Origin of the sequence: Streptomyces sp. NPDC096324 (assembly GCF_044763015.1) — a bacterium.
In the GTDB taxonomy this organism is placed as follows: domain Bacteria; phylum Actinomycetota; class Actinomycetes; order Streptomycetales; family Streptomycetaceae; genus Streptomyces.
This window is the reverse complement of record NZ_JBIWFK010000019.1, coordinates 36,914-52,492: the sequence shown is the minus strand read 5'-3', so window position 1 is coordinate 52,492 and position 15,579 is coordinate 36,914. Positions and strand designations below refer to the sequence as shown.

Annotated in this window: 15 protein-coding genes; 8 read left to right on the top strand and 7 right to left on the bottom strand. The window is 73.9% G+C overall.

The window, feature by feature from the left end:
- Positions 1 to 105: 105 nt before the first annotated feature.
- Both ACIQ7M_RS36175 and ACIQ7M_RS36170 read right to left on the bottom strand, forming a co-directional pair.
- Positions 106 to 2,040, bottom strand: a complete 1,935-nt coding sequence (locus ACIQ7M_RS36175; protein WP_403652180.1) for an FUSC family protein — start codon at positions 2,038 to 2,040, stop codon at positions 106 to 108.
- Between the two features lie 171 nt (positions 2,041 to 2,211).
- Entirely contained in the window at positions 2,212 to 3,111 is a 900-nt protein-coding gene (locus tag ACIQ7M_RS36170; RefSeq protein WP_403652176.1) for a hypothetical protein, read from the bottom strand.
- A gap of 189 nt (positions 3,112 to 3,300) precedes the next feature.
- Here ACIQ7M_RS36170 and ACIQ7M_RS36165 point away from each other — a divergent pair, with 189 nt between their 5' ends.
- Positions 3,301 to 3,852 (top strand): SH3 domain-containing protein, encoded by a 552-nt coding sequence (locus ACIQ7M_RS36165; protein WP_355768395.1) that lies wholly within the window; start codon positions 3,301 to 3,303, stop codon positions 3,850 to 3,852.
- A gap of 69 nt (positions 3,853 to 3,921) precedes the next feature.
- On the opposite strand, the gene ACIQ7M_RS36160 is transcribed toward ACIQ7M_RS36165, so the two are convergent.
- Positions 3,922 to 4,359 carry a hypothetical protein gene (locus ACIQ7M_RS36160; protein ID WP_355768398.1) on the bottom strand — a complete coding sequence of 146 codons (438 nt, stop codon included), beginning with the start codon at positions 4,357 to 4,359 and terminating at the stop codon, positions 3,922 to 3,924.
- Positions 4,360 to 4,562: 203 nt separating this feature from the next.
- Here ACIQ7M_RS36160 and ACIQ7M_RS36155 point away from each other — a divergent pair, with 203 nt between their 5' ends.
- The 3 genes from ACIQ7M_RS36155 (at position 4,563) to ACIQ7M_RS36145 (ending at position 7,998) form a co-directional block, all read left to right on the top strand.
- On the top strand, positions 4,563 to 5,201 hold the full coding sequence (locus ACIQ7M_RS36155; protein WP_355768400.1) for an NAD(P)H-binding protein: 639 nt from the start codon (positions 4,563 to 4,565) through the stop codon (positions 5,199 to 5,201).
- A gap of 70 nt (positions 5,202 to 5,271) precedes the next feature.
- Positions 5,272 to 6,423 (top strand): PP2C family protein-serine/threonine phosphatase, encoded by a 1,152-nt coding sequence (locus tag ACIQ7M_RS36150; RefSeq protein WP_403652344.1) that lies wholly within the window; start codon positions 5,272 to 5,274, stop codon positions 6,421 to 6,423.
- 252 nt (positions 6,424 to 6,675) lie between these two features.
- A complete protein-coding gene (locus ACIQ7M_RS36145; protein ID WP_403652172.1) occupies positions 6,676 to 7,998 on the top strand; it encodes a hypothetical protein in 1,323 nt (440 codons plus the stop codon).
- Positions 7,999 to 8,018: 20 nt separating this feature from the next.
- Here ACIQ7M_RS36145 and ACIQ7M_RS36140 read toward each other — a convergent pair whose 3' ends face one another.
- The gene (locus ACIQ7M_RS36140; RefSeq protein WP_355768405.1) at positions 8,019 to 9,266 is read right to left on the bottom strand and encodes an amidohydrolase; all 1,248 of its coding nucleotides are present in this window, start codon (positions 9,264 to 9,266) and stop codon (positions 8,019 to 8,021) included.
- A 72-nt stretch (positions 9,267 to 9,338) separates the two neighbouring features.
- Positions 9,339 to 9,512: a hypothetical protein gene (locus tag ACIQ7M_RS36135; RefSeq protein WP_403652169.1), complete on the bottom strand. Its 174-nt coding sequence runs from the start codon at positions 9,510 to 9,512 to the stop codon at positions 9,339 to 9,341.
- 150 nt (positions 9,513 to 9,662) lie between these two features.
- Here ACIQ7M_RS36135 and ACIQ7M_RS36130 point away from each other — a divergent pair, with 150 nt between their 5' ends.
- A complete protein-coding gene (locus ACIQ7M_RS36130) occupies positions 9,663 to 11,006 on the top strand; it encodes a tetratricopeptide repeat protein (RefSeq protein ID WP_403652166.1) in 1,344 nt (447 codons plus the stop codon).
- A gap of 75 nt (positions 11,007 to 11,081) precedes the next feature.
- On the opposite strand, the gene ACIQ7M_RS36125 is transcribed toward ACIQ7M_RS36130, so the two are convergent.
- Together ACIQ7M_RS36125 and ACIQ7M_RS36120 are read right to left on the bottom strand one after the other, a co-directional pair.
- On the bottom strand, positions 11,082 to 11,831 hold the full coding sequence (locus ACIQ7M_RS36125; protein WP_403652163.1) for a hypothetical protein: 750 nt from the start codon (positions 11,829 to 11,831) through the stop codon (positions 11,082 to 11,084).
- Positions 11,821 to 12,378 (bottom strand): SigE family RNA polymerase sigma factor, encoded by a 558-nt coding sequence (locus ACIQ7M_RS36120; RefSeq protein WP_386989405.1) that lies wholly within the window; start codon positions 12,376 to 12,378, stop codon positions 11,821 to 11,823. Before ACIQ7M_RS36120 ends, ACIQ7M_RS36125 begins: the two co-directional genes overlap by 11 nt.
- 111 nt (positions 12,379 to 12,489) lie before the next feature.
- Between ACIQ7M_RS36120 and ACIQ7M_RS36115 the strand changes: the two genes are divergently transcribed.
- From ACIQ7M_RS36115 to ACIQ7M_RS36105, 3 genes are all read left to right on the top strand, one after another.
- Positions 12,490 to 13,437, top strand: a complete 948-nt coding sequence (locus tag ACIQ7M_RS36115) for a L,D-transpeptidase (RefSeq protein WP_403652158.1) — start codon at positions 12,490 to 12,492, stop codon at positions 13,435 to 13,437.
- A gap of 122 nt (positions 13,438 to 13,559) precedes the next feature.
- A complete protein-coding gene (locus ACIQ7M_RS36110; RefSeq protein WP_403652155.1) occupies positions 13,560 to 14,156 on the top strand; it encodes a hypothetical protein in 597 nt (198 codons plus the stop codon).
- A gap of 208 nt (positions 14,157 to 14,364) precedes the next feature.
- Positions 14,365 to 15,441: a tyrosine-protein phosphatase gene (locus tag ACIQ7M_RS36105; RefSeq protein WP_403652152.1), complete on the top strand. Its 1,077-nt coding sequence runs from the start codon at positions 14,365 to 14,367 to the stop codon at positions 15,439 to 15,441.
- Positions 15,442 to 15,579 lie beyond the last annotated feature (138 nt).

The following is a 15,579-nucleotide window of genomic DNA, read 5'->3' as shown; positions in this document are numbered from 1 at the left end:
GGGTTCACTTTCCTACCATGGTGATTTGTCGGAATTCCGAATTCCGTCCGTCCCGCGCGTGGAGCCGGGACGATGGCCGAATAGTCGGTGCCGACGCCTCCCGTGTCAATGCGGTGAGGTGATCGCCCTGGCCGCCGCGACCTCCTGCCGCACCGGTTCGAGGACGCTGCCCGCGGGCCCGGTGAGATCCGAACGGACGGCGAAGAGCACATCCGTCTCGCGCAGACCCTCGGACAGCTCCCGGAGCTGGCGGACGATGGTGGAGATCTCGGCGGCGGACGGTTCGGCCGCACCCTGTCGGACCCGGACCCGGGCGGCGGTCGTGGCGTCCACGATCCGCTCGACGGCGACGACGAGCGGCATCCAGGCCGCGGCACGGCGCCCGTTCGGCGGCGGTTCGGTCAGCGCGCGCTGGAACTCCGTACGGATGGAGGACAGGTCGTGATACAGCCGGCGCCTGCTCCGGGCTCGGGCCGCGGGCTCCGCGGCATCCCCGAAGGCCAGCTCGACATAGCCGGCGGTGTCGGCGACCGCGTCCGCGAGCCGGTCGCCGACCCGGGCGTGCCAGCTCTCCGGCCAGAACAGATATCCGGCCACCAGGGCGATGCCGCAGCCGATCAGGGAGTCGACCAGGCGGGGGACGATGAGCCCGGTTCCCAGGTGGTTGAGGATGTCGGACAGCAGCAGGATCACCGGGGTGATGGCGGCGGTCTGGTAGCCGTAGCCGCGCGGGGTCAGGGCCGGGATGAGCGCGCCGAGCACCATCAGCACGGGTACGTCCCACCAGCCGCGCGGCACCAGCGTCAGCACGGTCGCCGCGACGACGAGGCCCGCGACCGTGCCGAGGGCGCGCAGCAGGGCCCGGGAGAAGACGGAGCCGTAGTCGGGCTTCATGACGAAGGTGATGGTGAGCGCGACCCAGTAGGAGCGCGGCACTTCGACGGTCGAGACGAGCACCTGGGCGAGGCCGATGCACAGGGCGAGGCGGGTGCCGTAGCGCCAGGAAGCCCCCGACAGCAGGACATTGCGGGCGGCGCGGGCGGCGCGGACACGCAGCGCGGCGGGCCGGCCGAGGCGGTCGTCGAGGGCGCCCGGGTCCGGGGACCGGTCGGTCACCACACGGGCGGCGTGCCGCAGGGCGTGGTCGACGGCGCGCGCGGTCTCGTCGGCCGGGACGGGCAGCCGCAGTTCGAGGGGGTCGGTGCCGCCGGTCTCGACGGTGTCGGCGAGCAGGCTCACGGTGGCGGGGATCGCGGCGGCCAGCGGCCGGCCCCGCTGGTGGGCGGCTGGCGCGGCCTCGACGACGGGGGTGACGGCGTTGAGCTGGGCGAGCAGCCGGACGAGGTCGGGGCTGCGGCCGTGGTGGAAGGCGCGCCGGGCGAGTACGACGTCGTACGACTCGTTGAGGGACTGGGTGACGGCGAGGCGGAGACGGCCGTAGTCGTCGCTGCCGCTCGCGGCGAGCAGGTCGGCGACTGCGCGGTAGGTGTCCGCGACGGCGGACCGCTCCGGCACCCCCGAGCGCAGCGGCCAGGCGAGCAGGGTCAGCGCGAGGACGAGGAGTCCGCCGCCTGCCATCAGCAGCGGGGCGAGCCACCAGGCGCCGGGCAGCGGAAGTCCGGCACCGATCACGCAGTTGAGGAGCAGCAGCAGTCCGGTGACGGAGGCGACGGCGCCGATCGACGAGATCATCCCGGAGACCAGCGCGACCACGGTCAGCGTCACGACGGCGGTCCAGCCCTGCCCGTAGACCGCCGCGCCGATCGTGACGCCGATGGCGCCGAAGAGCTGGGGGACGGCGATGTTGAAGATCCGCATGCGGTACGCGTCGGCGGTGTCGCCGATGACCCCGGACAGCGCGCCCATGGAGGCGAGGGCGCCGTACGCGGGCTGTCCGCAGGCGAGGCCGACGGCGAGGGGGAGCGCCAGGGCGACGCCGGCGCGGGCGGCGGCGGCCCGGTTGACGGGAGCCCGCTGCGGCCGGAGGTTCCTGACCAGCCAGTCGGGAGGGGTGAGGCCGATGGGGAACTCGCGGGACATGCCCCAAGTATGGCGGTTTCCCCGGAGCGGCCCCGGGGACGGTGACGCCGGTGGAGGGCGGCTTCGCCGCGCGGGCGCGCGGTCCGGCTCCCCCGTGGCGCGCGGTCAGGTTCCGCGTGGGGCGTGATCGGGCTTCACGTGGCGCGCGGTCAGGTTCCGCGTGGGGCGCGGTCAGGCTCCCACGTGGGTCGACTGGTCCGCCGGACTCTGCGCGGGGGCCTCGGCCGGCCGTCGCCGGCGGGCGTACGCGCGGGCGAGCGCGGCGGTCAGAGCCACCGTCAGACCCACGGCCAGCAACAGCCAGCTCACGAATCGGAGGGTCTCGGTGAGGGCGTCGTAGACCGCGCCCGCGGCGGTGCGTGACACGTCGGGCGGCAGGTCGGCGAGGGTGAGCCGACGGCCCACGACGATCGCGGCACCGAGCAGCGCGGCGCCCAGAGCGGTGCCGAGGCCCGTCGCGAGGACCGCCCGGCGGCGGCGCACGGCGACGACGATGCCGGTCGCCGCGAAGACGACCGACGCCGACGGCAGCCAGAATCCGGCGACTTCGAGCACGTGGAATCCCTTCCGGAGCCGGGCCAGGTCCTCGGCCGCGAGCACGGTGATCTCGGTGTGCTCGACCGGGATCCGGGCGGCCAACGGCATGTGGTCGTCGGCGAGCCGGCGTTTGACCTGCTCGGTGACGGGCGCGAGATCGACGGTCACCGCACCCTCGTGGTCCTCGCGCAGCGCCCGCATCACGGCGTCGTGCGCGGCCAGGTTGGCGGTCTCCCACGCCGTGCGGTACGCCTCGGTCTCGGTGAACGAGCGCACGGCGTCCCGCACGAAGTGGTTCACCGGCCCCTGGAGCCGGGGCCGTACGTGGACCTCGCGCAGGATGTCGTCGGTGACGCCGGCCGCGATCGCGTCCCGGACGTCCTCGTCGGCGGCGAGGGGTGCCATGGTGGCCTCGTACCGCTCGGAGTCGCCGAGGCCGTACGTCGCCCACGCCGAGAGCGCGCCGAGCGGCGCGAGGATGCAGGCGAGCGCGATCAGCACGGCCGACAGGGCGCTCCGGACACGAGGGGACACGTCTTCAGGCAAGGCCTCCCGGACCCCGTACGCGACCGGGCCGCCTGCAAATGGGCGCATATGACAAGCCGTACGGGGAGCTCCCGCGCATCGGAGTCCCGCATCCCATGGGCCCCAAGGGTTCTGGGCGTTCGGGTGGAGCCCTCACCCGAACGGGTGTTTCCTGGATCTGGGGAGAAGGAGGCCGATATGCGCACCACCCCAGCTCCGCGGATTCTTGCCGCGGCCCTGCTCAGCGGCGGTGTACTGACCGCCCTGGCCGCCGGTCCCACCATGGCGGCGACCGAGTCGGCGCACACCGGCGACGGCTCCGGAAGTCCCGTGCGGGGCACCGTCATCTCCAGCGGTGAGATGAACCTGCGGCTTCAGCCCAGCACCGACTCGCCCGTCGTCGGATCGCTTCCCTCGGGCAGCCAGGACGGCGTGCAGTGCGCGGTGAACGGGCAGAGCGTGTCCGGCACCACCGTCTGGTACTGGCTCGTGGGCGCCCATGCCTGGGCCAGCGCGGCGTTCGTCTCCACCAACGGCCAGTGGGTGCCGAGTTGCTCGGACCCGTGCCCCGACCAGAAGGACGGGACCTGGCACAACGCGCACTGGGACAACGACCGGAACCCCGGCGCCGACCCCGGCTGGAGCGTGAGCGCCTCCGGCTCCTGGACCTTCACCGTCTCCAGCGCGTGGAGCTGGACCGTCTCCGGCTCCTCCTCGAACTCCTGGGACTGGGTCCCAGGTGGCAGGTGAGTAGGTGAGTGAGGGAGACGCATGAGGCCCCGGCACTGCGCCGGGGCCTCATGTGCTCGCTGTCCGCGCCTACTTGCTCGCCCTTCCCTCCGCGTCCTCGTGCGTGTAGTAGCGGTAGAAGGCCACCGCGTACACGCCCACCGCCACCGGCAGCGACATGAACACGGACCGCAGAACGGTCGCGTCGGTCTGGCTGTACAGGAAACCGAACGCGCAGCCCGCGAACACGGCCCACACCAGCGCGTGCGTCTCGCGCCGCATCAGCGGAGCCACCGTCCGCGCGGCCACGTAGGCCGCCGCGAACGCGATGGCGCACACGAAGCCGAACAGCACGTTCCAGCCCGTGATGGCGCCGGCGTCCCGGTTGATGGCGGCGGCCCAGTAGCCGTAGACGAGTCCGCCGGCGACGGGTACGGCCCACTGCGCGATCGTGTGGGTCTGTGCCCCGAAGACGTCGGACGATCCGGATGTACCTGGTGTCCCTGACACGGGTGCGGCTTGAGCCATGGAAGGACTCCTCTCTGCTCGCCCCCGCCTTCCAGGTCACACCTCTCCGAAGCCCCTGGCAACTCGGGGCGGAACCCTCTCCCGGCGCCCCCGGAGCGCCCCCGCCCGCACCCCCACAACGCCCCACCCGCATCCCCCACGGCACCCCTTTCCCCCGTTTCGCCGGGATGCGGTGATCATGGTCGCGTGCTTCGCTGAGGTGCATGAAGCTCGTACTCTTCGGTGCCACCGGCATGGTCGGCAGCCGTATCGCCACGGAGGCGTCGGCGCGCGGACACCAGGTCGTCGCGGTCAGCCGCTCCGGGCAGTCCCCGGTCCCCGGGGTCGCCGCGACGGCGGCGGACGCCTCGGACGCGGCGAAGGTCGCCGAGCTGGTGGCCGGCGCGGATGCGGTGGGGTCGGCGTGCGTCCCGCCCCGGGACGGCTCGGACCCCCGCGAACCCTTCCTGGCCCTCAACCATTCCCTGGTGGAGGGTGTCCGCTCGGCCGGGGTGCACCGGCTCGTGATCGTCGGCGGGGCGGGCACCCTGGAGGTCGCGCCCGGCGAGGCCGCCTGCGACCAGCCGGACTTCCCCGAGGCCTACCTGCCCGAGGCGCTCGCCCATCGCGACGCCCTCACCTACCTGCGCAGCGACGTCGACGACCTCGACTGGACCTACATCTCGCCCGCCGCCGAGATCGCCCCCGGCGAACGCACGGGCGAGTTCAGGATCGGCGGCGACCGCATGCTCACCGACGCGGGCGGCCAGAGCCGCATCAGCGCCGAGGACTACGCGATGGCCTTCGTGGACCAGCTCGAGATGCCCGTCCACCCGCACGGCCGTATGTCCGTCGCCTACTGAGAACACGAGACGGAGGCGGTACGGGGAGGTGGCCGCCCGGAGATCCGTCCGCGACCGGCTTCGGCACGCCCTGCGGCCCCGCACCGGGCGGCCGTACTCCTTCCCCCGGTCGCAGCCGCTGAAGGTGCACGGGCGCAGTGTGGCCTGGCTGCCCCCGCTGCTGCTGCTCCTGGGCATCGCGCTGCTCGACGCCAGTACCTCCGGCCGGTTCCGGATCATCTCCTGGCTCGTGCTCGTACCGGTCATCGCGGCGGCGATCTGCGGAGTGCCGGGCACGCTGGTCCTCGGCGTGCTGTCGCTGCTCGCCTACGGCGCCATCGACGCGTCGTGGCCGCACCGGTACCAGAACGGCCTGCCCGACTTCTTCCTCGTCGTGGTCGGCAGCGCCCTCGCGGCCCTCGCCTGCTCCGTGCGGCTGCGCGCCGAGCGCCAGATGCTGCACATGCGGGACGTAGCCGAGACGACCCGCCGCACCGTGCTGCGCCCGATGCCCCCCGGCTGGGGCGGCCTCGACCACGCGGCCGTCTACCTCACCGCCGACAGCGAGGCCCGGGTCGGCGGCGACTTCTACGACATCCAGCCCGGCCGGCACGGCACCCGCCTGCTGCTCGGGGACGTCCAGGGGAAGGGACTGGCGGCGGTCGAGGCGGCGGCCTCGCTGCTCGGCACCTTCCGCGAGGCGGCGTACCACGAGCCGGTGCTCACCACGGTCGCCGGTCGCCTGGAGGTGCGGATGCTGCGGCACAACGGCTACCGCGTGGCGCTCGGCCGCGAGGACGGCGACCGTTTCGCGACCGGAGTCCTGGTCGCCTTCCGCGAGGACACCCCGGCCACGGTGGAGGTCATCAACTTCGGCCACGAACCGCCGCTCGTGGTCACCGCGGACGGGGTGCGGAGCCTGCCTCCCGGCGACGGACTCCCGCTCGGCATGGGCGATCTGGCCTCCGCGCCGCCACCCGCGCTCCGCGTCGCGCTCGCCCCCGGGGAGACGCTGCTCATGGTCACCGACGGGGTGACCGAGGCCCGCGACGCGGCGGGCACCTTCTTCCCGCTCCGCGACACCCTCACCAAGGCACTGGCACGGGACCCGCGCACCGCCGACCCGCACCGGCTCGTCCGGTGGGTGCGCGACGGCACACTGGACCACTGCGGCGGACGGCTCGCCGACGACACCACGATCTTCGCCGTGCGCCGCCGGGCGGCCGACGGCCGGCGGACGTAGCCGGGGCCGCGGACACGGACTCCGGGAGGCCCGGACGCGGACACCGCGGTCCCCGGACCCGGACTCCCGGTCCCCGGACCCGGACTCCCGGTCCCCGGACCCGGACTCCCGGTCCCCGGACCCGGACTCCCGGTCCCCGGACCCGGACTCCCGGTCCCTGGGCCGGGCGGGGGCGTTCGTCTCTTCGCGTCCCCTCTTTGCAGGCGCAGCCGTTACGGTGCTGAGGTGTCCGAACGATGGGGGAGAGAATCTGTGCCCGGAACCGTGCTGCTCCTCGCCGCCTCACCCGTGGGCAAGGGGTGTCTGGTGGACGCGGCCTCCGTGCTCCCCGTGCTCGCGGCCGTCGCCCCGCCGGTGCTGTCGGGAACCGACACGGCGAACGTCGTCGAACTGGCCGACCCGCTGGAGCCGCAGGCCGTGCTGACCCGGCTGCGCGCGGCGGCGACGGCGCCCGGACCGCTGACCATGTTCCTGACGGGGCAGCTCCAACTCGACCGGCGCCAGCGGCTTCCGCACCTCGCGCTGGCCCGCACCACGCCGGCGACGGTCCGCTACACGGCCTTCCCCTGGCGCTGGATCGCCGACGAACTGCGGCTGCGCCCAGCGGGTTCGACGACCGTCTTCGTCGACCTGCACGCGGACGCGGACGCCTGGGAGTTCCTCGCCGGGCGCCCCCTCACGGCCGGCCGCTCGACCGAGCTGTACGGCCGCGTCGCCCCACCGCCGTCCCGTCGTACGGTGGCACAGCCGGCGTACATGAGAGCCGTCGCCACCCTGCTCCGCAGCGGTCACCGGCCGCACCCCGCCGAGCTCCACCAGCAGGCGCTGACGAGGGCTTCGGGCGAGGAGAGCGCCCGGCGCGGGGCGGCGGACCTCGTGCTCGCGCCCGGCCAGTCCTGGGCCGGGCAACCATGGCCTCCGGCACCGGAGTTCACGACGGTCACGGCTCCGCCGGCGGAGTTCGCCACGGTCACGGCTCCGCCGCCCGGGTTCGCGTCCGTCACCGCTTCGCCGCGCCCGCCCGTCCCCTCGCAGGCTCCACCCGCCGCCGCGCCCGCGCCCCCGCCGGTTCCACCGGCCACCCCGCCCGCCCCGCCCGTGCCACCCGTGTCGGTCCCCGGCCGGACGGAGCGGCGGGCCGGTGCGCCGTCCCCCGATCCGCACGGGGAGATCACCGCGGCGGTCCGCGACGGCCGTCACGAGGACGCCCTCGCGCTGGTGGCGCGGTGGGAGCGCGAGGCGCTGCGGACACACGGGCGCGGCTCCGAGCAGGTGCTGCACTGGATGGAGGTACGGGCCGACCTCGCGATGCTCGCGGGGGACGCGGAGCGGAGCTGCCGCGGCTGGCTGGCCCTCGCCGTGACCCGGCTGGACGCGGGGCAGGCGCCGGGCGCCCCGGAGGTGGAGTCGGCCGTGGACCGGGCCCACCACCAGTGGGGCCGTGTCGCCGATCCGGCGCGGGCCCGCGAACTCGGTTCGGAACTGGCCCGGTTGAGACAGCGCGTGCCCGGACGCCGGGAGGGCGCGCTGGACCATGTCCGGCGGCAGCTCAGCCAGTTGCAGACACAGGCCTGAGCGGCCCCGGCCCCGGGAGTTCAGGCCCCGGCCGCCAGCGAGGCGAGCGCTCCCGACACCAGGGTCCGTACGCCCGGAGCGACCGTGGACAGGTCGGGGGCGAAGTGCGGACTGTGGTTGCTGGGCACGGCCGCGAGCCGGACCATGAGGTCGTCGGCGCCCGGGGCCGCGTTCCAGACGTCGGCGGGCGTGCTGGTCACGAACCAGTAGGAGTAGGGGATGCGGCCGTCCGCGAGCCGCGGGAAGTCCTCGCTGCCCATGGCCGGACCGGGGTCGAGGATCGTCCCGGCACCGAAGACCTCCCCGTGCACGGCGGCGATCCGGCGGTCGGTGTCGGCGTCGTTGACGGTCATCGGGAAGTCGTTGCCGACGGTGACCGTGGGCTCGGCCGGGCAGCCGGCCGCCGCGCACTCGCCCGCCGCCACGCGCCGCACGGCGGCGATCATCCGTTCCCGCACGTCCAGCGACTGCGTCCGCAGGTTCAGGGCGATCCGGGCCTCGGACGGGATGATGTTGTGCCGGGTGCCCGCCTCGATCCGTCCCACCGTCAGCACGGCGGAGTCCCGGGCCGCGATCTCCCGGCTGACGACGGTCTGGAGCCGCGTCACGATGTACGCGGCGGTCACCACCGGGTCGACGGTCGCCTCAGGCCGCGAACCGTGCCCGCCCCGGCCGTGCACGACGATGTCGATGTCGGTCGAGGCGGACATGATCAGGCCGGGGGAGTGCGCGTACAGCCCGGCGGGGCCGGGCGCCACGTGCTGGGCGAGCAGGACGTCGGCCCGGGGGAAGCGTTCGTGGAGACCGTCCGCGACCATGCGGGCCGCGCCCTCGCCGGTCTCCTCGGCGGGCTGCCCGACCAGCACCAGCGTGCCGGACCAGGTGTCCCGTCCGGCGGCGAGCGCCCGTGCCGCCCCGGTGAGCCAGGTGACGTGCAGATCGTGGCCGCAGGCGTGCATGACCCCGGCGGTCCCCGAGGCGTAGGGCAGCCCGGTCTCCTCGGTGACGGGCAGGGCGTCCATGTCGGCGCGCAGCAGGACGGTCGGCCCGTCCCCGTTGCGCAGGACGCCGACGACACCCGTGCCGCCCACGCCCTCGGTCGTGTCGTACCCGGCCTCGCGCAGCCGCTCCGCGAGGAGGGCGGCCGTACGGTGTTCGCGCAGCGACAGTTCGGGATGCCGGTGCAGATCCCGGTAGAAGTCCTCCAGGGCGGGGACCGGGAGGTCGGCGGTGAGGTCCAGCGCGGTACGAGCGGCGGTAGAGGTCACCGGGTCAGCGTAGGCGCCCTTTTTTCGCCGTACGGGGGAATCGCCGGTGTCGGGCGCCCGCGGGAGAGGACGTCACCGGCCCGTCGAGAGTCCCTGGTGACGGGTCGTGTGCGTGACGGTGTGGGCCGCGGGGGCCTGGTCGGCCGCTCTCGCGGGGCCGACGTTCGCCGCCGTGACCAGCGCGGCGACCGCGATGACGGCGGCGAGAAGCCCCCTGGAGTAGCGCGCGGAAATACGTCGGAGCACGGTGACCTCGCAACAACAGCGGCGTATTAAGCATGCTTAATCCGGCGCTTAACGTAGAGGCTCCCGGGCGAACATCGCAAGAGGGTCCCGAAGTTGGACAGTAGTCAAAAGCCGGACCGGCTCGACTCGGCTAGATGGCATGCTTGACCCATGGCGGAGCGGGACGACCCTGAGATCATCGGGCGCAGGGTGCAACGGCTGCGTACAGAACGTGGATTGACGCAGAAACAGCTGGCGGAGCCCGTGTACACGCCCGCGTACATCTCCACGCTGGAGGCCGGCCGGGTCCGGGCCTCCGAGCCCGCGCTGCGCCACATAGCCGGCCGGCTCGGCGTCGCGTACGAGGAGCTGGCGACCGGGCGGCCCGCCCATCTCGCCACCGACCTGCGGCTGCGGATGACGGACGCGCAGCGCACGCTGTCCACCGGGGAGGCCGAGGTGGCCGCCGAGGCCTACGCCGTTCTGCTCGCGGAGGCGGAGGCCCACGGGCTGGTCGCCGAACAGGCGGCGGCGCTCCTCGGACTCGGCGAATGCGCCCTGGACACGGGGGATCTGGAGACGGCGCAGCGGCGCTTCGAGGAGTCGGAGCAGCGGATGGGGGACGCGCCGCTCACGCAGCGGGTGCCCGCCGTGCGGGGCCGGGCGGTCTCCCACTACCTCGCCGGTGAACTCCGGTACGCCTGCTACCTGTTCGAGTCCACCCTCGACGAGCTCAACCGGACGGGACTGCACGATCCCGAGGCGCTGCTCCTCCTGTACACGGGAGTCATAGCGCCCTACATGGACATGGGCGCGCACGCCCGGGCCGCCCAGGCCGCCGAGTTCGCGCTCGCCCTCGCGCCGCAGGTCCAGGACCCGGCGCTGGTGGCGCGGATGCACCGGTCGGTGGCGCGGACGATGATCGCCGAGGGGCGGATCGCCGAGGCCGACGCCTCCCTCGCCAAGGCCGCCGAGCTCTACCGCCAGCTCCAGATCCGCACGGAGCTCGCCAACTGCCACTGGATGCGCGGGTATCTGTACGCCCAGAACGGCGAACTGGAGCGTGCGGAGGGTGAGTTGCGTGAGGCGCAGGCCATGCTCTCCGCGAAGCGGGCCGCGCTCTACACCAGCCAGGTCGCGGTGGAACTGGCCGACGTTCTGCACCGGCGCGGCAGGTCGGACGAGGCGGACGAACTGCTGCGTCAGGTGCTCGGCGACCTGAACTCCGAGCGGGGCGCCATCCACGCGGCCGCGGCGCACCGCCTGCTCGGGATCATCGCGGAGGACACCCGGGACACGGAGGCGGCCGAGGAGCACTATGTGCGGGCGATGAGCCTGCTGGAGCGGGCGGGCGCGGCGGGCGACCTGGCGGACCTGTGCCGGCTGCTCGGCGACCTGCTGCGGCGCACCGGCCGGGTGGAAGCGGCCCTGGACGCCTACCGCACGGGCCTGGGCCACCGCACCGCCCCGGGCACGACGACCCTCGGCCCCGCCCCGGCCCAGCCGCCCCTCTGAGGACGCGCGCACGGGTCGCGCCGGCAGCCCCGCTGATGACGCGCCGGCCGCCTCTCTGAAGACGCGCGGGCCGCGCTAGCCGCCCGAGAGTCCCGAGCCCGAGGCCCCGGAGCCGGCCGTGGTGCCGGTGGGCGTGCCCGAGTCGGTGGCCGCGTCCGAGCCCGCCGTGGCCGTACCCCTGTCCGCCGCCGAGGAGGCCGAGGCGTTGGCCGACGGCCGGATCTCGACCACCGCGCCCGGTGCCAGCCGGTCGTACAGCAGCTTGGCGTCGGCCTTGTCCAGGTTGATCCAGCCGTCGTCGGGGCTGGAGACGCCCGTGTCGCCGGACGCCATGGAGCCGACGTAGTCCGTCCTGCCGTCGGGATCGGTGAGCCTGACCACCCAGGAGGCCATGAAGGAGTAGCCGTCGTCGAAACCGACCGTCTTCCCGGAAACCCTCATGGTGACCTCCTTCCCGGTGACCGTCGTCCGGACCGCCGGCCCGTCGCCGGTCAGGTTGTCGCCGTGGAGCGTCAGATGCCGGCCGGCGACCGAGATCACGCGCTTGCCCAGATCGATCGTGGCGTCCGGCGCCGGCGCCGGCAGGCTCGGGGCGACGGTGGGGCTCGCGGCCGGCGGAGGCTCGTGCCGTGCCCCGCCGTCCGGGCCCAGCGTCGCGACCAGGGCGAGCGCGCCCGCGACCGAGACGCCGACCGCGGCCGCGGCCGTACGGCGGCGGCGTCGGCGGCCCGTCGCCCGGCCGCGGATCTCGGCTCCGGTCAGGGCCGGGGGCCTCTCCGCCTCGGTCGCCAACTCGCGCAGGGCGGTGGTGAGTTCATCGGACACGGTCGTCCTCCCTCTCCCCCTTGCCCGGCGTGCCCGCGAAGCCCGACGGACGCGCGGAGCCGGCCGGATCCGCCGAATCCTCCGAGAGCACCCGCGCCAGCGCCGCCCGGCCCCGCGCGAGCCGGGCCTTGACCGTGCCGACGGGAGCACCGGTTTCGGAGGCTACCTGCTCGACACTCAAGTCGCACAGATGGTGCAGAACGATCGCCATCCGCTGTGCCTCGGGGAGCGTGCGCAACGCGGCCACGAGCGCGGCGCGTTCGGGTCCCGGGCCCGGGGTGTGGTCGGCCGGCGGGGTGCGCCGCACCAGTTCCAGCCAGCGGCGGGCCCGGCGCCAGCGGCTCACCGCGAGCCTGGTCGCCACAGTCCGTATCCATGCCTCGGGAGCACCGTCGGCGAGGAACTCGCGCCGCCGGTCCCAGGCGCGGACGAACGCCTCCTGGACGACGTCCTGCGCCTCGCCGTGATCCCCCGTGAACGCGTAGAGCTGGCCGGTCAGCCGGGGGAACGCGGTCGCGTAGAACGCGTCGAACTCTTCCTCGGTCATGCCCCCCGCCCGAATGTCCGCGAATTCCCCGGCCGTGTGCAACCGGGCCGTCCCCACCGCGCGTACAGGTCCCGTACGTCGCACATCGAAACACACCACGGGGGGATCACCATGACCAGGGAACTGCGAGGCCGCAGAGGCCGGTTGGCGCGCGCCTGGGGCGCGGCGGCGGTGTGCGCGCTCGCGCTCGCCGGATGCTCGGTGCGAGCGGCCGCCGACGGCGGGGGCGGTGCGGCCGGGCCGGGGGGCGGTCCGGCCGCCACCGCCGGACCGACCGGCACGGCACGGCCGAAACCCTCGGCCACCCCGCTCGAGTCCCTGCCGGGCGCGCACATCAACATCGCGGACGGGCAGACCGTGGGGGTCGGCATGCCGGTCTCGGTGACCTTCGACCGTCCGATACCGGTGGCCGAACGGGCCTTCGTAGAACGCCAGTTGAAGGTGACTGCCGACACCGAGGGCTCCTGGGGCTGGGTGCAGGACCGTAACCTCGCCGACGGGCAGCGCGTCGACTTCCGGCCCCGCAGGTACTGGAAACCCGGCACGGCGGTCACCGTCCGGGCCGGGGCCGGAATCACCAGGCATTTCACGGTCGGCCGCTCCTTCGTCGCCACAGTGGATGTCCGTACACACTTCATGACGCTCGAAACCGCCGGATCGTCGCGCCGCGTCCCGATCACGGCGGGCGCGCCGGGCATGGACACCTGGAACGGCACGATGGTCGTCTCCGACAAGGCGTCCAAGGTCTTCATGGACTCGCGGACGGTCGGCTACGCCGACCAGTACCGGGGTTACTACTACTACGCCGTCCACCTCACCGCCTCGGGCACCTACCTCCACCAGAACCCGAAGGCGAACACCTACGGCGGCCGCCAGAACGTCACGCACGGCTGCGTCGGACTCGCCACCGGCGGCCCCGCGAAGCGGTTCTTCGACGAGGTCGTCCCCGGCGACGTCGTCAAGGTCGTCGGCTCCCGGGACACGGTCGCCGTCGGCAACGGCTACGGCGACTGGAACCTGACCTGGGACCAGTGGCGAGCCACGAGCGCGCTCGTCTGACACGTCCGCGCGGAGGATCTCCGGCCGGGCGTCGTCCGGCCGGCGGGCGCCGGCATGCAGCACGGGGGAACGGCGCCCCGCACCGTCCGAACATCGTCCCCATCACGAGGAGTTGTCCGTTCATGGCAGGTACGAAGAGGTACGCGGCGGTGGCCGTGGCCGCCGCCGCGCTGATCACGGCGCCCACGGCCGCGTACGGCGTCCCGACCGCGAGGCCGACGCCCGCCGCCGCCCGGCCGGCGCACGGCACCGTGCTTCCGGCGCACGCTCCCGCCCGCTCGGCGAGGACCGCGCCCACGGCCCGGATCGTCGCGCCGGACGAGCACGTCACCGAGCCCGGCGGCGCCGAGTTCTGGCTGACGCCGGAGGGCAAGCACTGGACCACGCTCGACAACCCCGACCCCCAGTTCACGAACGTGGTCAACGGCAACATCGACCTGCACACGCCCGGTGTCTCCGCGTTCGTCGAGGGCACCGCCCAGGGCCACGTCACGCTCTCCGGCGTGTACTACGGCGGCACGGGCACCGCCTCGCGGGTCACGGTGCGGACCACGGCCGGAACCCTGCACGCCAAGCTCCTTGAGCTCGCGGGCCACCCCGGCTGGGGCGTCTGGTACGTCAGCACCGATCTGCCCGCCGCCGACGACAGCTACGCCGTCCGGCACGTCGTCGTCCGCGACACCACGGGCGGGGTCTACTCCCGGCTGGACCTGGGCTGAGCACTCGGGCGCCACTCGGGCGCGGGAGCCGGTTCATCCCGGCCGGCTCCCGCGCCCCGCTTCTCTCTCCGCCGTACCGGCCGGCTCTCGCGCCCCGCTTCTCTCCCGAGTACCGGCCGGCTCCGGCCACCGGTCCGACATTCGGCGGCTGCCGGGATGTCCGGCCGTGTACACCGGAAATTAGGTTCAATAGCCAACTATCCAGGTCATGAAGATCGCATCCCTGGCCGGAGTCGTCCTCGCGCTCACCGCCGTCTCCGTGACCGCCCCCACGGCCTCCGCCACGCCCGGCGGCCACACCCCGGCCCACGCCTCCGCCCGCGCCGCCTCCCAGCGCATCCCCTTCACGTCCGCGACCGTCACCGCCGGCGCCGACGGTTCGTACCGCATCGTGTGGAAGGCCCCGGGAGTGCGGGAGGTGGTCGTCCGCGCCGCCGGGCGGGTCGTCGCCAGGGGCGGTGCCACGGGCGATGTCACCGTGCGCGGACTGCCCGCCGCCGACCGGCAGTGGTTCGACCTGGTCCCCCGGCACGGCGGCTCCCTCCACCTCGCCGACCGCCTGATCAAGCTCGACGGCGCGGTCAATTTCCGGGACGCGGGCGGCTACCGGACCAGCGACGGCCACTGGGTCAAGATGGGCGAGATCTACCGCTCGGACGCCCTGAACAAGCTCAGCGACGCCGACCTCGCGAAGCTGAGGCGGCTCGGCATCCACGCGGTGTACGACCTGCGGATGGCGTCGGAGCGCTCCTCGGCCCCGGACCGGGTGCCCTCCGGCGCCTCCTACACCGTCGCCGACGTGCTCGCCGGGTCCTCGACGCTCACGGCCATGCCGGCCACCGAGGCCGAGGCCGTCGAGATGATGGTGGACGGCGAGAAGTTCATGGTCAGCGGGGACACCGCGCGGGCCGCCTACACGACCGTCTACGCCGGGGCGGCCGACGGCGGCGGCGTCCTCTACCACTGCACGGCCGGCAAGGACCGCACCGGCTGGTCCAGCGCGGCACTGCTCACCGCCCTCGGCGTCCCGCGCTCCACGGTGACGAACGACTACCTCGCCAGCAACACCTACCGCGCCGCCGTCAACGCGGCCACGCTCGCGGCCATGCCCCCGGCCCAGGCCGCCGTCTACAAGCCCCTGCTCGACGTCCGTGCCGAGTACCTCAATTCCGGCTTCGACGAGGTCCGTGCCCAGTACGGCGACTTCCGCTCGTACCTGAGGGACGGCCTGCACATCGACGCCCGCGAACTGCGCGACCTCAAGCGCGAACTCCTGGTGGGCTGACCCGGACGCGCCGTCGCTGGTTGTCCGGTCCGCGACAGGCTCGCCCGGCGCACGGCCCCGCGGATCGGAAAGATCACGGAGCCGGCGCCCCGACGGCTGACCTCCGAGAACGCCCGGCCGGCCGGGCGGAGACCGCAC